Annotated in this window: 13 protein-coding genes; 2 read left to right on the top strand and 11 right to left on the bottom strand. The window is 65.6% G+C overall.

What is annotated here, in order from left to right:
• The first annotated feature begins 38 nt into the window (after positions 1 to 38).
• Together OV427_RS42950 and OV427_RS42945 are read left to right on the top strand one after the other, a co-directional pair.
• On the top strand, positions 39 to 221 hold the full coding sequence (locus OV427_RS42950; protein WP_267862032.1) for a hypothetical protein: 183 nt from the start codon (positions 39 to 41) through the stop codon (positions 219 to 221).
• Positions 222 to 271: 50 nt separating this feature from the next.
• Positions 272 to 1,591: a polysaccharide deacetylase family protein gene (locus OV427_RS42945; protein WP_267862031.1), complete on the top strand. Its 1,320-nt coding sequence runs from the start codon at positions 272 to 274 to the stop codon at positions 1,589 to 1,591.
• Between the two features lie 178 nt (positions 1,592 to 1,769).
• Here OV427_RS42945 and OV427_RS42940 read toward each other — a convergent pair whose 3' ends face one another.
• The 11 genes from OV427_RS42940 to OV427_RS42890 all read right to left on the bottom strand — a co-directional run bounded on the left by OV427_RS42940 (position 1,770) and on the right by OV427_RS42890 (position 15,704).
• Positions 1,770 to 1,910, bottom strand: a complete 141-nt coding sequence (locus OV427_RS42940; protein ID WP_267862030.1) for a hypothetical protein — start codon at positions 1,908 to 1,910, stop codon at positions 1,770 to 1,772.
• A gap of 287 nt (positions 1,911 to 2,197) precedes the next feature.
• Positions 2,198 to 3,487, bottom strand: coding sequence for a C4-dicarboxylate transporter DctA (gene dctA / locus OV427_RS42935; RefSeq protein ID WP_267862029.1), 1,290 nt, complete (start codon positions 3,485 to 3,487; stop codon positions 2,198 to 2,200).
• 107 nt (positions 3,488 to 3,594) lie between these two features.
• On the bottom strand, positions 3,595 to 5,952 hold the full coding sequence (locus OV427_RS42930) for a di-heme oxidoredictase family protein (protein ID WP_267862028.1): 2,358 nt from the start codon (positions 5,950 to 5,952) through the stop codon (positions 3,595 to 3,597).
• A 242-nt stretch (positions 5,953 to 6,194) separates the two neighbouring features.
• The gene (locus tag OV427_RS42925; RefSeq protein WP_267862027.1) at positions 6,195 to 7,238 is read right to left on the bottom strand and encodes a glycoside hydrolase family 2 TIM barrel-domain containing protein; all 1,044 of its coding nucleotides are present in this window, start codon (positions 7,236 to 7,238) and stop codon (positions 6,195 to 6,197) included.
• Between the two features lie 30 nt (positions 7,239 to 7,268).
• Entirely contained in the window at positions 7,269 to 8,645 is a 1,377-nt protein-coding gene (locus OV427_RS42920) for a hypothetical protein (RefSeq protein WP_267862026.1), read from the bottom strand.
• Positions 8,646 to 8,751: 106 nt separating this feature from the next.
• A complete protein-coding gene (locus OV427_RS42915; RefSeq protein ID WP_267862025.1) occupies positions 8,752 to 9,996 on the bottom strand; it encodes a DUF2403 domain-containing lipoprotein in 1,245 nt (414 codons plus the stop codon).
• Positions 9,997 to 10,034: 38 nt separating this feature from the next.
• On the bottom strand, positions 10,035 to 10,454 hold the full coding sequence (locus tag OV427_RS42910; protein ID WP_267862024.1) for an MYXO-CTERM sorting domain-containing protein: 420 nt from the start codon (positions 10,452 to 10,454) through the stop codon (positions 10,035 to 10,037).
• 128 nt (positions 10,455 to 10,582) lie between these two features.
• Positions 10,583 to 11,797, bottom strand: a complete 1,215-nt coding sequence (locus OV427_RS42905; protein WP_267862023.1) for a hypothetical protein — start codon at positions 11,795 to 11,797, stop codon at positions 10,583 to 10,585.
• Positions 11,798 to 11,875: 78 nt separating this feature from the next.
• Positions 11,876 to 12,412 (bottom strand): YceI family protein, encoded by a 537-nt coding sequence (locus tag OV427_RS42900; protein ID WP_267863566.1) that lies wholly within the window; start codon positions 12,410 to 12,412, stop codon positions 11,876 to 11,878.
• Positions 12,413 to 12,636: 224 nt separating this feature from the next.
• Complete coding sequence (locus tag OV427_RS42895; protein WP_267862022.1) at positions 12,637 to 14,151, bottom strand: DUF1552 domain-containing protein; 1,515 nt, start codon at positions 14,149 to 14,151, stop codon at positions 12,637 to 12,639.
• On the bottom strand, positions 14,148 to 15,704 hold the full coding sequence (locus tag OV427_RS42890) for a DUF1588 domain-containing protein (RefSeq protein ID WP_267862021.1): 1,557 nt from the start codon (positions 15,702 to 15,704) through the stop codon (positions 14,148 to 14,150). The genes OV427_RS42895 and OV427_RS42890 overlap by 4 nt, the downstream gene beginning before the upstream one ends.
• Positions 15,705 to 15,904 lie beyond the last annotated feature (200 nt).

Raw genomic sequence — 15,904 nt, 5'->3', positions numbered from 1 at the left:
GAAACCTCCCGGCCAGGGGAGGCCCAAAGGAGTTCCCCGTGAAGAAGGCTACCGAGTTTGTCCCTCCCACCCAAGAGGAGGTGGGCGCGGACCTGCGCGCGCTCTTCCGCCAGGCCATCCGGATGACGCTCACCACGCTGCTCGAGGAGGAGGTGGAGCTGCTGGTGGGGGCGGGCCGCTTCGCGCGCTTTGACATCCTCGACGGGTATACGGAAATGTAGCGTCGGCCGCGCTCGGAATGGAGCGGCAGCCCCTCTTCGCAGGTCCCCACATGCCCGCTCGCACCTCCGTCGCGCCGCTCCTGCTCCTGGTGTCGCTCGCCGTCCTGGCCTCGTCCTGCAGGTGCGGGGCTGGGTCGGAGCGGCCGAGCGGGGAGCCACTCACCCTGGACTTCCGTCCCCACCCGCTGCAGCTCACCATCGCCTACGACGGGAGCAAGCGCTTCCAGATGTGGCTCGACACGCTGGAGCTTGCCCGGCGAACCCAGAGGGAGACAGGCCGAAGCGTCCACTTCACCTACTTCATCACCACCGCGTACTACGACCCCGCGGTCCAGGGCTTCGCGGTGGATCCGCTCGATGTGCCGACGACGCGGGAAGAAGCGCTCGTGCGCTGGGCGCTGACGCAGCAGGCCCTCAACGAGGGACATGAGATTGCCAACCACTCGGTCCGCCATGCCTCCGGCCAGACGTGGAGCGAGGACGCCTGGCGCGCGGAGTTCGACGAGTTCGAGCAGTTGCTGGAGGCCAACCTCTTCGAGCCCGTGCGCGACGCCGCCGGCAAGGCCGTGTTCCCGAAATGGGAGCCGCTGAAGACGGCGGCGCAGGGCGAGGTGGGGGCCGGCTGCCGGTCCGCGGCGGATTGCCACTCCGGCCGCTGCCTCTCGCTGACACCGGAGGTGGGGGTCTGCACCTCCGAGTGCAATGCCCACGCGGCCTGCCCGGAAGGAACGGTGTGCGGCAGCCCACGGTGGGAGCGCGTGACGGACGTGTGCCTGCCCATGCCGGCCTTCCCCGTCGAACACGAGGGGCGGCAGCTCTTTGACGCGGAGGGACGGCCGCAGGTGCAGAACCTCCGGCCCTACAACGTGGTGGGTTTCCGGGCGCCGTTCCTCCACCTCAACTTCGCGCTCTACCGGGTGCTCGCGCAGAGAGGCTACGTCTACGACACCAGCACGATGCAGCCGCTCGGTCCGCCGCGTCGCATGACGGGCGCGGTGGGGACGGGGCTGTTGCAGTTCCCCCTGATGTGGCACGACGACTCGCTCACCTACGCCATCGATGATGCGTACCAGGGCAAGGACGGCACCGGTGAGCGCATGGAGGCCGACTCGCGGGCCGCCATCCTCCTGTCCTACGAGAAGCAGGGCCGGGTCCCCTGGAACGTGGCACAGCACTTCGGCCTGCTGAGAGGTGGCATCTACTGGCAGGCGCTCCAGCGGACGCTGGCCTTCGCCGCGGCGGGATGCCCGGACGACCAGGGCCAGCGCCAGTGCCAGGACGTGGAGTTCCCCTCCTTCCGCGAGCTGGCAGAGCGCATCCAGCACTGGGAGAAGGCGGCCGGCACCGCCACGGTCTCACCGAGCCCCTGAGGCAACGAGGCCACATCCAGGAGGGAAGCGTTACCCCTGCTCGCTCGGTTTTTCGCGAGTCAATTCCGCCCGGTGCGGTACAGGGTGCAGCACCCGGAGCGGCGGCGCGTCCCGCTTCCAGGACGCGCGCCACGACTTCATCGCTCGAAGGTCCGTGCGACCGCCGAGCCAATCGCAATCACCAGCAATCGCCGCAGGCGTAGAGCCCTGTCGGCCCCGCGTCGATGACAGTCGAGCCGGACTGACAATAGAGGTGCTCCACGTTGTAGGCCCCGGGGCCTCCCGAGTAGTAACAGGGGGCCTGCCACCGGGCGAGCATCCTGCATTGCCAGACGTAGTCGGGGGTGTACCCCGCGGGACATGTGGGCGCCAGCGATTGATCCTGCTCGGTGAGAGGGGTTTCTGGGGCCTCACCGCTCGGCTCCATACCGCCACAACCGGTCAACACTCCCGCGACAAGCATCGAACCGACAACGAGAACGCGTCTTCGCATGCGGCCTCCGGAGTCCTTCTCGGGTTGGGTACCGATGCGCACGGTAGCGGACCTGTTCTTCCACAGGCAAACCCACCTGTAACCGTGTTTCTGATGACACCTGAATTCTTCGCTCAGGTGCCGTGGCCCAGGCTCATCCCTTCCAGGGGGCTGGGCCCGCTGTCGAGCTCGGCGTGCATGACGGTGTCGTCACGCACACCCTCCCACTTGGACACCACGAGCGTCGCCACGGCGTTTCCGATGACGTTGGTGATGGCCCGGGCCTCGGACATGAAGCGGTCCACGCCCAGCAGCAGCGCCACGCCTTCGACGGGCACCTTGCCATGGAGCGCCGCCAGCGTGGCCATCAGCGTGATGAAGCCCGAGCCCGTCACGCCCGCGGCCCCCTTGGACGTCAGCAGCAGCACGCCCAGCAGGGTGAGCTCCTCGCCCAGCGTGAGGTCGATGTTCACCGCCTGGGCGATGAAGATGGCCGCCATCGTCAGGTAGATGCACGTCCCGTCCAGGTTGAACGAGTACCCGGTGGGCAGCACCAGCCCCACGGCGCCCCGGTCGCAGCCCAGCGCCTCCAGGCGCTTGAGCAGCCGAGGCAGCGCGGACTCCGATGACGACGTCCCCAACACGAGCAGCAGCTCGCTGCGCATGTAGCGCAAGAGCTTCCACAGCGAGAAGCCGGACAGCCGCGCCACCAGCCCCAGCACCAGGAAGACGAAGAGGGCGCAGGTGACATAGACGGCGATGAGCAGCCGTCCCAGCGAGCTGAGCGATTCGACGCCGAACTTGCCCACGGTGAAGGCCATGGCGCCGAATGCGCCCAGCGGCGCCAGCTTCATGATCATCCCGACGATGCCGAAGAAGACCTGGGCCAGGTCGTCCGACAAAGCGAGCACACGATGGCCCATGGGCCCCAGGCGGGTGAGCGCCACGCCCGTCAGCACCGCGACGAGCAGCACCTGGAGCAGCTTCCCTTCGGAGAAGGCCGACAGGAAGTCATGCGGGATGATGTCCAGGAGGAAGGGGATGGTGCCCTGCTGAGACGCGGACGCGCGGTACTGGGTGATGCCGGAGGTGTCGATTTGCGCCGGGTCGATGTTCATCCCCGCGCCGGGCTTCAGGGTGTTCACCACCACCAGCCCCACGACGAGCGCCACCGTCGTCAGGACTTCGAAGTAGATGAGCGCCTTGAGGCCAATGCGACCCACGTGCTTGAGGTCGCCCATCTTCGCGATGCCCGCGACGATGGTGAGGAAGATGACCGGTGCGATGACCATCTTCACCAGCTTGATGAAGCCGTCACCCAGGGGCTTCATCGACTCGCCCAGGTCCGGCCGCAGCCATCCGAGGAGGACACCCACCGCGATGGCCAGCAGCACCTGGACGTAGAGATTCTTCACCCACCGCATCCGCACACCTCTCTCGGGAGGCCGCGGACTATAGCTCTTGGGGAGCGTTCACGCCCGGCCACGGATGTGAACGCTTCGAACGATTCCACCCCGGAACGCACCAGGGCTCAGAGCGAGTTCACGAAGTCGATCAGCTTGCCGCGCTCTTCCTTCGACATGGCCTTGAAGCGGTCCCGGCTCGCGCGGCCCTGCCCTCCGTGCCACAAGATGGCCTCTTCGATGGTGCGGGCACGACCATCGTGGAGGAAACGCGCACCGGGATTGGTGTGCTCGAGCAGGCCCAGGCTCCACAGCGGCGCCGTGCGCCACTCCTGCCCGGTGGCGACACCTTGAGGGTAGTTGTCTCCAAGCTCGGGCCCCATGTCGTGCAGCAGCAGGTCCGTGTACGGATGAATGCTCTGCTCCCGCAGCTCGGCATAGCGGTGTGCGGTTCCAGTGGTCAGCGTCGCCACGTGGCACGCATTGCAGCGCGCCTGCGTGAACAACACAGAGCCGGCAGCGACGCGCTCCTGCAGCTGACGCTCGGCCGCTTCGTCCTCCCGCATCTTCGCCAGCTCGGCCTCGAGCCTGGACTGATCCGGATCCTGGACCAGCTCTCCGAAGTCCACGGCATAATTCCGGAGAGGCTGCTGACCTGGGAAGTGGCGCTGGGGCGGGACCGCCAGGAGGCTCGTGTAATCCACGATGAGGCGCACGTTCTCGTTGCTGATCTCCGGAGTGGTGGAATTCGCATTGCGGCAATCCACGTCGTCCTTGGCCAGGCTGCAGTTGTGGGTGGGGAACATCGACGTCGTCACGCCCATGTCGTTGTTCAGGGCGCCTGAGACCTGCTCCTCCACGGTCGAAGCCGTGCCGCGCCAGCCGAAGCGACCCACGCGGGTGGCCGACGGGGAACGTGGATCCGGAATCAACTGAAGCTTGCCGACCGCACCATCGGGATCGTGTTGGCTCGCTTCGGCGAGAGCCTTCAACTGCTTCTCCGGCACTGCCTCCAGGAGGCCCATCCCCACCATGTGCGGAGCCGTGTGCACCGACATGCGAGCAGGCAGCTCCAGCGCCTGGCCCATCCGATCCGTCAGCGAATAGATGGGCTCTTGCAGCGTGTACGCAGTGCCATCCGGATACTTCCCCGGGATCTCGCGATACGAGGTGACCTTCAGTACCGCGTTGCGCCCGTCGTACTGGGTCCGGCCATCGTTCACCACTCCCTGCCAGAGGTGCCCGCCGAAGCGGCTGTCCGGCACGAGCTTGCCGGTGGCGTCCACGTCCGCGGTGAGCACCACCATCGTCGACAATGGCGTGTTGAGCGCAGGAGAGCTCTTGCCGTTGTTCACATGGCAGTCGATGCATGAGGCCTGCTGGAACCTGGGGCCCGCCTTGTTCATGGCAGCCGTGACAGGCGGATTGCCAGGCTCGTGGTGGCCACCGGTGAAGAAGGAGGTATGGATCAGACGTCGCCCTTCGGTGAAGGCCTGGATGTTGCGACCCGTGATATTGAGGCTCGCCTGCATGAAACTGATGTGAGGGAACCCCGAGGTGTTCTCCTGCAGGGTCATCAGCTTGCCGCCAGCCAGAGCGCTGTCCGGGATGGGAGTCGAGTCCCAGGGAATCGCGGGGGCATCACAGCAGGGGCCACGGTACCAGGGCACGATGCCGGGCGAGCCGACGCGGTAGACGAGCGCATCCGAGTAGTAGTTGAAGCGACCGAGCTCGTCGCCCTTGGTGCCGTCCAGGAAGATGCCGAGCTCGAATTCATACAGGTCGCCCACTCGCAGCTCCCGATTGAGTGCGGGAGAGCGCGTGATCTGCTTCACCAACACGAACTCGCCGTCCGCGAGAGGCCTATTGAGATCCCGATAGGTGCTTGGGCTGTTGTTATCCGGCAGGGCGTCGTAGTTCGAGATCGGAGTCTTCAGCTCCTGGTCCTTCAGAAGGGTCCCAGGGGGCAGCTGCTTCATGCCACCGTTGTCGCCGTAGAGCGCCACCGACATCGGCAGGTAGGGCTCTTCTCCGCGCCGCCCGATGTACCCGCCCCGAAAGTTCGTCCCGTACAACCACCACTGCGGACGCACGACGAGCGTCAGGATGCGGGTACCGGGCTTCTTGGGGTCGGGATTGGGATTGTCGTAGATGGTGATGTCGTGGGTGCGGCGCTCGAAATAGTGCGCCGCGAAGGTCATGTAGTTGTCCCCGCCCATCGGATCGCCCTTCGGGGGCATCTCGCGTGCGTGGCGGTCGCGCGTACGTCCGCCGACCTTCGTCACGAGCGTGCCACTGGGGAGCGTGTAATGGGTCGTGGGCTGCTGCTCGGGCCAGGTCAGCTCGGCATAGCCGTCAGGTCCATTGACGACAGGTTCATTGTCCGGCGGTGGCCCGTCGCCGATCTGCGCGGTGCCAGGGCTGCAGGCGGCAACCGCCAGACATACCCAGGAAACCGCCGCGAACAGTGCGGGCCGGATGCTCACGCCCTGCCCCGGATTCCGACAAGAGATGGCCACCTGCGAAGAACGACCCGCGGGGGCGAACATTTCAGGAACGCAGCTCACATTCCGACTCCTTTCAAGACAACGTGCCGCCAAAACAAGAAGACGACCGAGCACGGATATCAGGCGCACGCCGGCTCGGAATAAAGACAAACACTCATGAATGTGGAGCGGTTCCGCGGTGTGGTTGTGCGTATGCCAATCCTCGTCGACGCCGCATCAACTCAAGGCGCGTAGAGGCTCTTGAGCGCCTCGTACGCGGGCCGCGTGTTCCGGTCGACGTCGACGATTCCCCACCACTCCTCATTGAAGGTGCTGTCCGGGTAGGGACCACCGCCGGGGGCGGTGCCACCGTTGTCGTGCTGGGAGGGCTCCCCGGACTTCCACCACTCGTCCGACCACTCGAAGATGGTGCCGCCGGAGCACACGCCGCCTTTGTTCGCGGTCGAGTGTTCGAGAATCTCCCGGGTCAGCTCGCGGGTCGCCCTGCCCTGGCTTTCGGGATCGTATCCGGGGATCTTCGCATTGAAGGCATCCGCACCGTACTCGGCGACGAACATGGGCTTCTGGCTGAGGGCCGTCCACTTGTTGAAGGCGTCTCCGAACGTGATTCCGCGATACATGTTCAGGCCCCAGACGTCGATGTCCGGCATTGCTTCGATGGTGGCCTTGGAGGGCATTTCGCCATAGATGGTCGCGATGGGGTGCTTGGAATCGAGCCTCTTGATCGCGGCGGCGATCTGGTTCAAGCGAGCCATCGAGTCACTGAAGGGCAAATCGGTATACAGGCCGTTGTAGTTCCATTCATTACCAAGGGACCACATGAGGATGGAGGGGTGATCCTTGAGCGCCGTGACGTGCTCGGAGGCGCGAGAAGCGGGCTCGCCGCCGTAGGCGTACACGCTCATGATCACGCGGATGCCCGCGGCGTGCAGCTTGTCCAGCACCGCGGTGTCGCGGATTGTGTCGTAGGTGCGGACCACGTTGATGCCCGCGGCCTTCATCAGCGCGATATCCCTATCGGCGAAGGCGGCGTAGTCATCCCTGGGCGGGTGGTTGTGACCCTTTCCGACAGGATTCCAGCAGACGCCCTTCAACTGGAGGGCCTTCCCATCTGCCTTGATGGCTCGCCCATCCACCGAGATCGCACCGTTGCCCCCGTCGCCTGTGCCACCATCAGCACGCGGGCTCCCGCCATCCCCGATGTCATCGTCCGGCGCGCCGGGAGCGACTGCGCAGGACTGGATTGCAACCAGCAGAAGGCTCAAACCAAGGCCACGAAGTATCATAAGCGCCTTTCAAAAGGATGCGCCCAACGTCCAGGTGAGGCCGGAATAGCGCTCCTGGGAGATGCCTCCCCCAGTCCAGTCCGTTCCCACTCCGGAGAATGTGTCCGCGTATTTCTGGAAGCGGTAGCGAACGCTGTAGTCCAGTGGCCCGAAGAGATCGCCGCTGACTCCCACCTCGATCCCGAAGCCACTGCTCGACACCTCGGGACCATAGCGGTCCCTCTGCTCATGGCCCGGCTGCGGCCGGATGAAGTACAGGAAGCCCGCCTCGACCCGAGCCAGACGGGCCAGGGGCACCGACACATCCAGGCCCAACGACGCATGGGTGCGACCCGTCTTGGGAAACAGCGCCTGGTACTCCTCGGCCACCTCGAACGAGTGGGAAATCACACCTCCCCGAAGCCCCACGAACGCGGGGAGGGGCGTGGCCGTAAGCGATAGCGGAAAGTACAGACGATAGGTGCCGAAGAGCGACCAATACATGTCCGCGGCGCTCACGGTTCCCCCACGTCCGCCTTCCTTGACACTGACCTGGGGCCAGCGACGCGACAGCTCGGCGGTCAAGCCCAGGCCCTTCAGCGCCGTTTCTCCCTGGAGCGCCAGCGGAAACACAGCGAGCTCGGCGCTGAAGCCCGAGTACGGACTCGGCGTTCCGAACAACAGGTAGTTCCCCGGCCTCTCCTCCTCCGGCTGCGATTCCAGTTGACCGCACGACGCGATGCCGGGGGCCGCACAATAGGAGCGAAAGGTGGTGGCTCCACCGAGCCTCACGGAGACTCTTCGAGGCCCCATCATCGGCGCAGGGGCCTTCACCGGCGGCACGTCCTCCCCTGGAGCTGCTGGAACTGCCTCGACCCTGGCCGTGGGTTCGGCGGTGCCGGCACCACTCGAAACGAGTGCGGCTGCCGTGGCCGAGGACTGGGGAGGGACGTCCTGAGGCTTCGAAGCGGCCGGCTCTGCCGCCTCCAAAGGCTCCTGGGGGACGACCTCCGCCGCGGCTCCGCGCAACGTCGTCAAGATCGCTTCCGCGGCGCGCAAGGCGTCCTTCGGTGAAAGCCTTCCCTTCTTGAGCGGGTATGTCTCGGTTTCGAGCAGCCTTCCCGAGGTGCTCACCACTTTCACGGTGAGCTTGGGTCCCGACACGGCTCCCCGGACGGTCGCCGCGAGTCCCAGTTCCCGCGAGAGCGCGGCGATGGCCGCATCCGTGTAGGCCTCGCGCCCTCGGAACCCCAACCGTCGTGCACGGGTCTCATACAGCTTGCCCTTGACGACCTCGGAGCCCTTGGCCTGCAACGAGCGTTCGAGCTGTTTCCGAACCGCGTCCCGGCGGTCCCCGACGAGCTCGAGAACCGTGACCCCCTGCTCCGCACGAGCCCAGAAGGACATCAAGAGAACGCATAGCGAAATCACTGCATTCAACCGCTGGCCGTGAAGAGTCACTCGTCCCATACCCTCTGCCTCGTCGCCGTCAAAAGTGCACCGAACTCGTCCATCACCTGGGCAGCCGCAAGGTCCGGACCGCTTCGACGGTCGACGCCTCCATCCGGGCCGGCAATCCGGGGAGCAGCGCGCCGACCGAGGTGGGAACGTTGAGCGGATGGATGATCGCCAACTGGACGGTCCGACTCGGAACGTCGAGGAGGATCAAGAAGTAGCGATAGCCAGACACCGGACGGCGGAGCGCCGCACCAGGCCCACGGGTGGGGCTGGCGACCGCGCCCCGCGCCGCTTCGGTGCTCGTCGATTTGTCGATCAGGTCGGCTGCACTGCCCAGCGAGTCGACTTTGCACTTCGAGCCACAGGGGCCCTCGCCGACGTAGCCCGCATAGCCGAACATGTTGGTGCTGAAGACGTCGAAGTTCCGGAAGTCGTTGTTGTCGTTCACGACCTCGAGGACGTTGAACTGACCGCAGCCGTCACCCAGGTACCACTTGTCAGGCTCCTTGGCATAACAGTGGCAGCTGCCGAAGGCGCCAGCGCGCACGAGCTCTCCATGACTGAGGCCCACCCAGGGGGCATCGAACCAGTTTCCGCCCGAGCCCTGCGAGCAGGCATGGCCCAGCGAACCCGCGTGGGGCATGGTGGCGAGCATCACGAAGAGCTTCGAGCCAGACCAACCCCAGGTCTTCTTCTTCCCACTCCCTTGCGGTGGGCAGTACGGCACGCTTCCCGGACCGCACGCGAAGTCCTCGCTCGTCGAGACGTCGACCAGACATTCGGTCCCGATGATGCCGTCGAACCCCTTCTCCTCGGTGCTGTTCCCCTCGAAGTGGAGGCCCTGCGGGCTCTTCGGGCTCCGATCGTCCCAAGAAGACACCAGGTTCCAGGGACGCTTCGAATCGCCCGCCGGTTGATACACGGCAAACTGCTTGACCTTCATCGGACCACGCAGGGTCACGATGAGATCCTCGTCCCACGGGGTCAGCGCATTGCTTTCGATGGTGTGCTTGCTGAGACAACAACCCGAGGACTGGTAGGCATCGCAGGGCCCCGTCGCTGGATCACGCCGACTCGGGTACCAGCCCGGCGCACCGATGGACTCGAAGGTGATGGTACCTCCATGCGAGACCGGGTCCAGCTCCGAAGGATCCAGGTCCGCTCCCGAGCCACCATCGACGGGACCCGGCGTGGGGCCGGGGTTCTCCGTCTGGGAACCGCCATCCGGCGACTGTGAACCGGGACCTTGCGAACATGCACACAGCAGCGCCAGGAGCAGGCTCTTCACTTTGAAGTTCATACGGGTTGTCATTGTCTCGGGTTCGTTCGTTCCGGTCCTCAGCGCCGGCTGCGCCGACGACGCTGGAGGACAACCAGCGTGGCGCCGAGCAGCGCGAGCGTGGAAGGCGCCGAGGCGGCCGTGCATCCAAAGCCATACTGCATTGGGGGCGCATCCGATGGCACTTCCCCCGGCGTGTCTCCATCCGTGTCCGACCCGTAGAAGAGGTCGGAGCTTCCATTCGAGGAGGCCACGTTGGGATTACGACCCGCCGCCAGTTCGTCCCAATCGCCGGTGCCGTCGCCATCCGTATCCACGCCATCCCCTTTGATTCCGTTGAGCGCCGTCTGAAGAGACTCTGAGTCGAACGCGCCGGTCAGGCCGTGCTGCCGCAGCGTCTCCGCGAAGGGCTGGGCGGCGGTCCCCCTCCCGCCAACGGCGGTGGCGTGGCAAACGATGCATGGCGGTGGGTTCTCCATCCCCGTCTCCGCCCGAATCACGGAGGGGAAATTGCTGGTAGCCCCGGCAGTGGTGCCAAGGAAGAGCGCGACCGTCACCATCGGTCGGGCGAAACGGGAACGACAGAGGGCGATTGGCACTTTCGGGCTCACAAGTAGAGGTGCAGCAGGAGGACGCTGCCCAGGTTGGAGATGGAGGCCTGTCCCTGGACAGGCGTCTGCCGGGCAAACCCGTCGAGCCGGACTTCGAAGCCACGCGCCGCGAACCAGCTCATGCCCAGCCATCCACCGAGTTGCGTACCCGCCGCTCCGCGCTGGTCCTCTCGAAGGAGCTCGATGGTGCCCAGGAGGTGCAGGCCACGGACGATCTCCAGATCCGCCTGGGCGTACCCCACCACGCCCGCCCGGAGCCCTCCCTGCTGGCTGCTGCGCACCAGCGCGTCCAGCTCCGCGATCAAGGCGAGGTCGGGGGACGGGGCATAGCGGGCAAACAGTCCATGCGCTTGACGCAACGTGTTCGCCTCGGAGTTCAGGCGGTCGTAGCGGGCGAAGGTCACCAGACTGGACACACCGGCGGTCAGGTTCGGTGCGAAGACGTACTCGAAGTAGCCGGAAGCCCCACGTTCGCGATAGGCGTCCGGGCCAACCTGGAAGTTGCCGGCGATGGCCATCACCTCGGAGCGGAGGCTCTCTCCCGAGTAGGCCACTGCCACTCCGTGCTGCTGGCCGTCGTTGAAGTCGGTGCGGGTCACCGCCCTGGCCCAAAGCGTGTGCTCGACCGAGCGGATTCCGAACGGAAGTGTCAAACGCCCTGCCCTGATGAACAGCGCCTCATCCAGCAGGGTGACTCCCAGCCAATGATCGCGGCTGATGGGCTTCGGCCCGTCGATGTCGCCGACGGGGGTCAGGCTGGCCGCGAACGCGCGGCGGGGTGCCACACCGAGCGAGGCCATGGCCCGGAAGGCTCCCACCACCACTGCGGCGCGAACGTCGGCGGCCATCACCACCGGGACCAGCACGTCGCGGACCTGGCCCTCGTTGCTCGCGGCTCCGGGATTCACCGAGCGCGAGAAGAGGCCACCCGCGCGCACCGACACCTCCGGTAGAAACCACTCCGGGCGCGAGGAACCGAGCGCGCCGTAGAGGAACTGGGTGTTGGGGTTCGCTTCACCCTCCAGGTTGGGCGTCCCCCATTGGGTCTCGAGGAGCGTCTGCTGCTGCGCGCGCCCGTAATCAGTCATCACGCCGCCACCGCTGGGGTCGACGTGACACGACTGGCAGCTCGTATAATTGTGTTTGATCATCCACGGGAACGCCGCGGCCGCCTGCGGATGGATCAGCAGGAACACCGCAAGCGTCCACATGAGCACTCGAACAGACACGTCTGGGTCCTTCCCTCAGCGCTCACGAGCGGCAGTTTTCGCCGACGCGCGCGAATGTTCTCAAGCCTGGGTGACTTCGAAGGCGACGTCGATGTCGATGTCTGGCTTGACGGTGACGCCCAGGTAGCTTGGGACTGCGACGCCAAAGTCCTTGAAACTCAGCTTCACCTTCGAGGTCACCTTCGTCGTCTGATCGGCCGCTCGCTCCGCGCGGTACTGCAGTACGACCTCTCGCGTCTCGCCGTGCAGGGTGAGCATTCCCCTGGCCTGGCCGGACTTCGTCTCACCCCTGGCCGGCACCAGCAGCTCGCTACGCTTCACCACGAATACGGCCTGGGGGAACCTGGCCGTCTCCAGGTACTTCTCCTTCATGTGCCGATTGCGCAGCTCGATGCCCGTATCGAGGGAGTCCAGCGGCACCGTGAAGGTGATGGACTGGCCGTCGTCCTGGAGCGACAGCTTCTCGGTGGTCCCCACCAGCTTGAATCCGGCAGGTCCCTTCCCGGTGAATGAAACCCTGGTCGCGCCCTGAAGGGTGAACCCCGCAGCGGAAGCGACACTCGGAGCCCCCAGGAAAAGGCCCAGGGACAGCACCATCTGAACAACCATCAACCTCTGACGCATCATCAGTCCCTTCCCGGCCAATCACGGTGTTTGCAAGCAGCCGCTGGCAGCGCCGCGCACAACTCGCGGCGCCGCGCCATTGAGCAGTCTCTCAATTGCGTTTCAATGCCGTGGGCACGCGCGCAAGCCTGGCGCATGACGACGGGTGGGTTGTCGGGCTCGCTGAGGCGCCGCTCGACGCGAACAGCTGCGAGAGATTACGCGAGGAGCTCGGTGAGCTCCGCGTTCGCCACGCCTCGGGCGTCCTCTCCGAACGAGGTCACAGGCATGCCGAAGACGTGCCGCATGATGGTGAACCACATATCGCGGAGCTGCCGGTCGTTGCCCACCGAGTCATAGGCGATGTGCGTGTTCCGCTTCAGGACACCGTTGCCACCGGCGATCAGGATCGGCAGATCGAACGCATCGTGGTCGTGCGTGCGCATCTCGCTGAGGAAAACGAGCGTGGTGTGGTCGAGCACGGTGCCATCGCCTTCGGGGATGGCATCCAGCTTGAGAGCGAGCTCCGCCACCTTGCGGCCCATCCAGGCGTTGATGGCCGCGAAGTCGCGGTTGCTCGGCTTCACGATCTTGTACTTGCCATTCTCCGTCGTATCGCCCAGCTCGCCCTCTCCGTGCTGGCAGCCGTGGTAGTGGAGGCTGGCTCCTGCATTGTACGCGAGCCCCACGCGCGTCCGGTCCGAGGCGGGGATGTTGCGATATTCGAACTCGGAACGCGCGTCATCGAGCAGGTGGGTCACCACGCGCGTGCGATCGCACTCGAAGGCGAGTGTGATGAGATCGTTCATCACGTTGGCGTGGAGCTCATGGTCGTACCCGTCCTGTCCCTGGGACAGACCCTGCTGCGGGCCGGGCGGCTCGGGCACTGCGTTGGGCGTGGGCAGCGCACGGCATGTGGCCGAGACCTGATCGGCGGCGAGTTCGAGGCTCCGCACGGTCGTCAGATACTGGTCCAGCACCTGCTGATCGCGACTGCTCACGCGACTCTTGATGCGGTTCGTGTCCTCTCGGACCGCGTCCAGCACGCTCTTCTCTCGCGCCTTGAGCCTGGCGAGCTCCGCCGGAGTCTGCGCGTTGCCGCTTCCGACCAACGCATCGAAAATGACACGTGGATTGACGTTCCGCTTGAGCGGCTCGGTCGGCGACTTCCACGACAGCACCTGGTTGTAGGCGTAGCTGCGGTAGTCGAAGAAGCCAGGCTTGACGCCCAGCCCGGTCTGCATCGAGTTGAGGCCGGTCTGGCCCTGCAGGGTCTGCGCGATGAGCTGATCCACCGAGGTGGTGCTTCGCACCGCGGAGTCGAGGGGGAGTTTCGCCTTGCGCGCGGCCTCATCGGCGTCGATGCAGGTGGTGACGGCCGACATGCAACGCGCATGCGACGGCTCGACGCTCGGGGTTGGCTTGTCGCCGTCGTTGCTCCACGTGTAGTTGCCCAGTCGGCTCACCATCATCAACTTGTGCTTGATGGGCTGGAAGGGCGTGAGCACGTTGGGCAGTTGGAACGCGTCACCCGAGACCGACGTTCCAAACGCGGGCGCCGTGCTCCACCAATCGTGCGGAGCGCCGTTGGGGAAGGCGCAGATCAACAAACGGCGAGGGATGCTCCCGGCCGCGGCGCGGGCGGCGCGAGGCGCGAGGGCCTCCAACCAGGGAAGGAACAGCGCGACGCCTGCTCCACGCAGCACGGTTCGGCGCGACAATGGGGTCTTCATGGAGCCTCCTCGGCGTGCCCACGGAAGGCGGGCGAAACCACGACCTGGTGAAGGAGTTCGCGGAGCGTTCCTGCCTTCCACGTGGATGCCAGCCTGGCGACCTGAGGCTCGTCCTCCGGCACCAGGCTGCGGCGCATGGCGAAGCTGTACAGCTTCCGAGGCGCGCAATCGCCGAGTCGCGAATCCTCCGCAAGCAGCGGCAGCAGCCCCGACAGGTCGGTGAAGGGTGTGCCCTCGTAGACGCCGCTCGCGTCGATGGGCTGCCCCTCGTCCTGGGTGCGGTAGCGGCCCACTGCATCGAAGTTCTCGAGGCTGAGTCCGAGCGGATCGAGCATGTTGTGGCAGCCCGCGCAGGACGGATTGCGCCGGTGCGCCTCGAGTCGCTCACGGACGGTTCTGGGCGTCGGGCCATCCTGCGGCGGAAGCTCGGTGATGACTCCTGGCGGAGGCGTCATGTCGGTGCAGAAGAGCGACGTGATGACGCCCTTGGCACGGGCGGTGGGCGAGGTGCGATCGCTGTGGGAGCTGAGCGTCAGGAAGGCCGGCAACATCAGGAAGCCGCGACGCTGCAGGGTCGTCGGGTCAGCGGCGAGCAGCGGCTGGAGCGCTGTGTTCGCCGGATGCGGGGCCAGGAACACCTCTCTCCAGGGAGTGGTCCCGCTCACGAAGCCAGACAGGAAGTCGTTGGCCTGCGCCTCGACCCCCTTTGCCACCGCCGGCGTCCATTGGGGGAAGCGGCTGGTGTCGACGTTGTGGCTCGAGAGACGCACGGTGCCGAGCCACTGGCCGAGGAATTGGGAGACGAAGCGCTGACGTCGAGGATCCTCGAGCATCTTGTCCGTCATGGCGATCAGCGCCGCATCGTCGTCGAGCTTGCCGCTCTCGGCGCTGTCGAGCAGCTCATCGTCGGGCATGGAGCCCCAGAGCAGGTAGGAGAGGCGGCTCGCCAGCGCCGCGGACTCGAATGCGCTCTTCCCCTGTCCGGGACGCTCGATGCGAAGGAAGAATGACGGACTGCTGAGCATCACCCGGAGTACGTGCGCGACCGCGTCCACGTGGCCCATCTCCAGCGACTGCCTCGCCTTGTGGTAGGTCGCCAGGTACGCGTCCACCTCTTCGGCGTCGAGGGAGTGGCGAAATGCGAGGCGACCCAGCTTCTTCACGAGGGACTTCGGACATTCATCATCCGCGTCACTGGTGGGAGTGCAGGTGACCAGGCGCGCGGCAAGCTCGGGCGACTCGAAGGCCTTGGCCACCACGTCGCGGGCGGCGTTGAAGACCGCTTCACTTTGAACCTCCGACAGGGAGGCGAGCACGCCCACGTTCGCATCGAACTCGGACGCCGAAACCGCGGGGAAGTAGTCGGCCGGCCGAGACGTGACTCCGAGCAGGTCCTGAACCGTTGCGTTGTATTCCGACGCTGTCAGCAGGTGCGCCGACATCGTCTCGCCCTCACCTCGGTTCGACAGAGAAACAAAGGAAGAGCCCTCACATGCCGAGAGCCCGAGAAAAACACAGACTCCAACACGTTTGAAGGCCAGGCCGAGACGCATGGTCGCTCCTTTCAGAGACGCCGAGTTGCAAAGCCAGACTCGCGGGAAGACCCTCGGGCCAATAAGGAACGGGATCGCGCACGCGGCACGAGATGAAACATGAAACCCGCGTTGTTCGACCGAAGGTGGAACTCTGTCATCACGTATGTAGAGACTCGTGCGGCTGTATTCGGCTCAACGAAATCGACAAGACGTGTTCG

This window comes from Pyxidicoccus sp. MSG2, assembly GCF_026626705.1.
GTDB lineage: Bacteria > Myxococcota > Myxococcia > Myxococcales > Myxococcaceae > Myxococcus.
Note: the sequence above shows the minus strand (reverse complement) of the source record. Positions and strands in the feature narration are given on the sequence as shown.

What these genes read in the sequence shown, in the direction of transcription:
- dctA (WP_267862029.1), bottom strand. Translation starts at nt 3,487, where the DNA reads ATGCGGTGGGTGAAGAATCTCTACGTCCAGGTGCTGCTGGCCATCGCG.
- OV427_RS42910 (WP_267862024.1), bottom strand. Translation starts at nt 10,454, where the DNA reads ATGGAGAACCCACCGCCATGCATCGTTTGCCACGCCACCGCCGTTGGC.
- OV427_RS42890 (WP_267862021.1), bottom strand. Translation starts at nt 15,704, where the DNA reads ATGCGTCTCGGCCTGGCCTTCAAACGTGTTGGAGTCTGTGTTTTTCTC.
- OV427_RS42915 (WP_267862025.1), bottom strand. Translation starts at nt 9,996, where the DNA reads ATGAACTTCAAAGTGAAGAGCCTGCTCCTGGCGCTGCTGTGTGCATGT.
- OV427_RS42940 (WP_267862030.1), bottom strand. Translation starts at nt 1,910, where the DNA reads ATGCTCGCCCGGTGGCAGGCCCCCTGTTACTACTCGGGAGGCCCCGGG.
- OV427_RS42905 (WP_267862023.1), bottom strand. Translation starts at nt 11,797, where the DNA reads ATGTGGACGCTTGCGGTGTTCCTGCTGATCCATCCGCAGGCGGCCGCG.
- OV427_RS42945 (WP_267862031.1), top strand. Translation starts at nt 272, where the DNA reads ATGCCCGCTCGCACCTCCGTCGCGCCGCTCCTGCTCCTGGTGTCGCTC.
- OV427_RS42920 (WP_267862026.1), bottom strand. Translation starts at nt 8,645, where the DNA reads ATGTCCTTCTGGGCTCGTGCGGAGCAGGGGGTCACGGTTCTCGAGCTC.
- OV427_RS42900 (WP_267863566.1), bottom strand. Translation starts at nt 12,412, where the DNA reads ATGGTGCTGTCCCTGGGCCTTTTCCTGGGGGCTCCGAGTGTCGCTTCC.
- OV427_RS42895 (WP_267862022.1), bottom strand. Translation starts at nt 14,151, where the DNA reads ATGAAGACCCCATTGTCGCGCCGAACCGTGCTGCGTGGAGCAGGCGTC.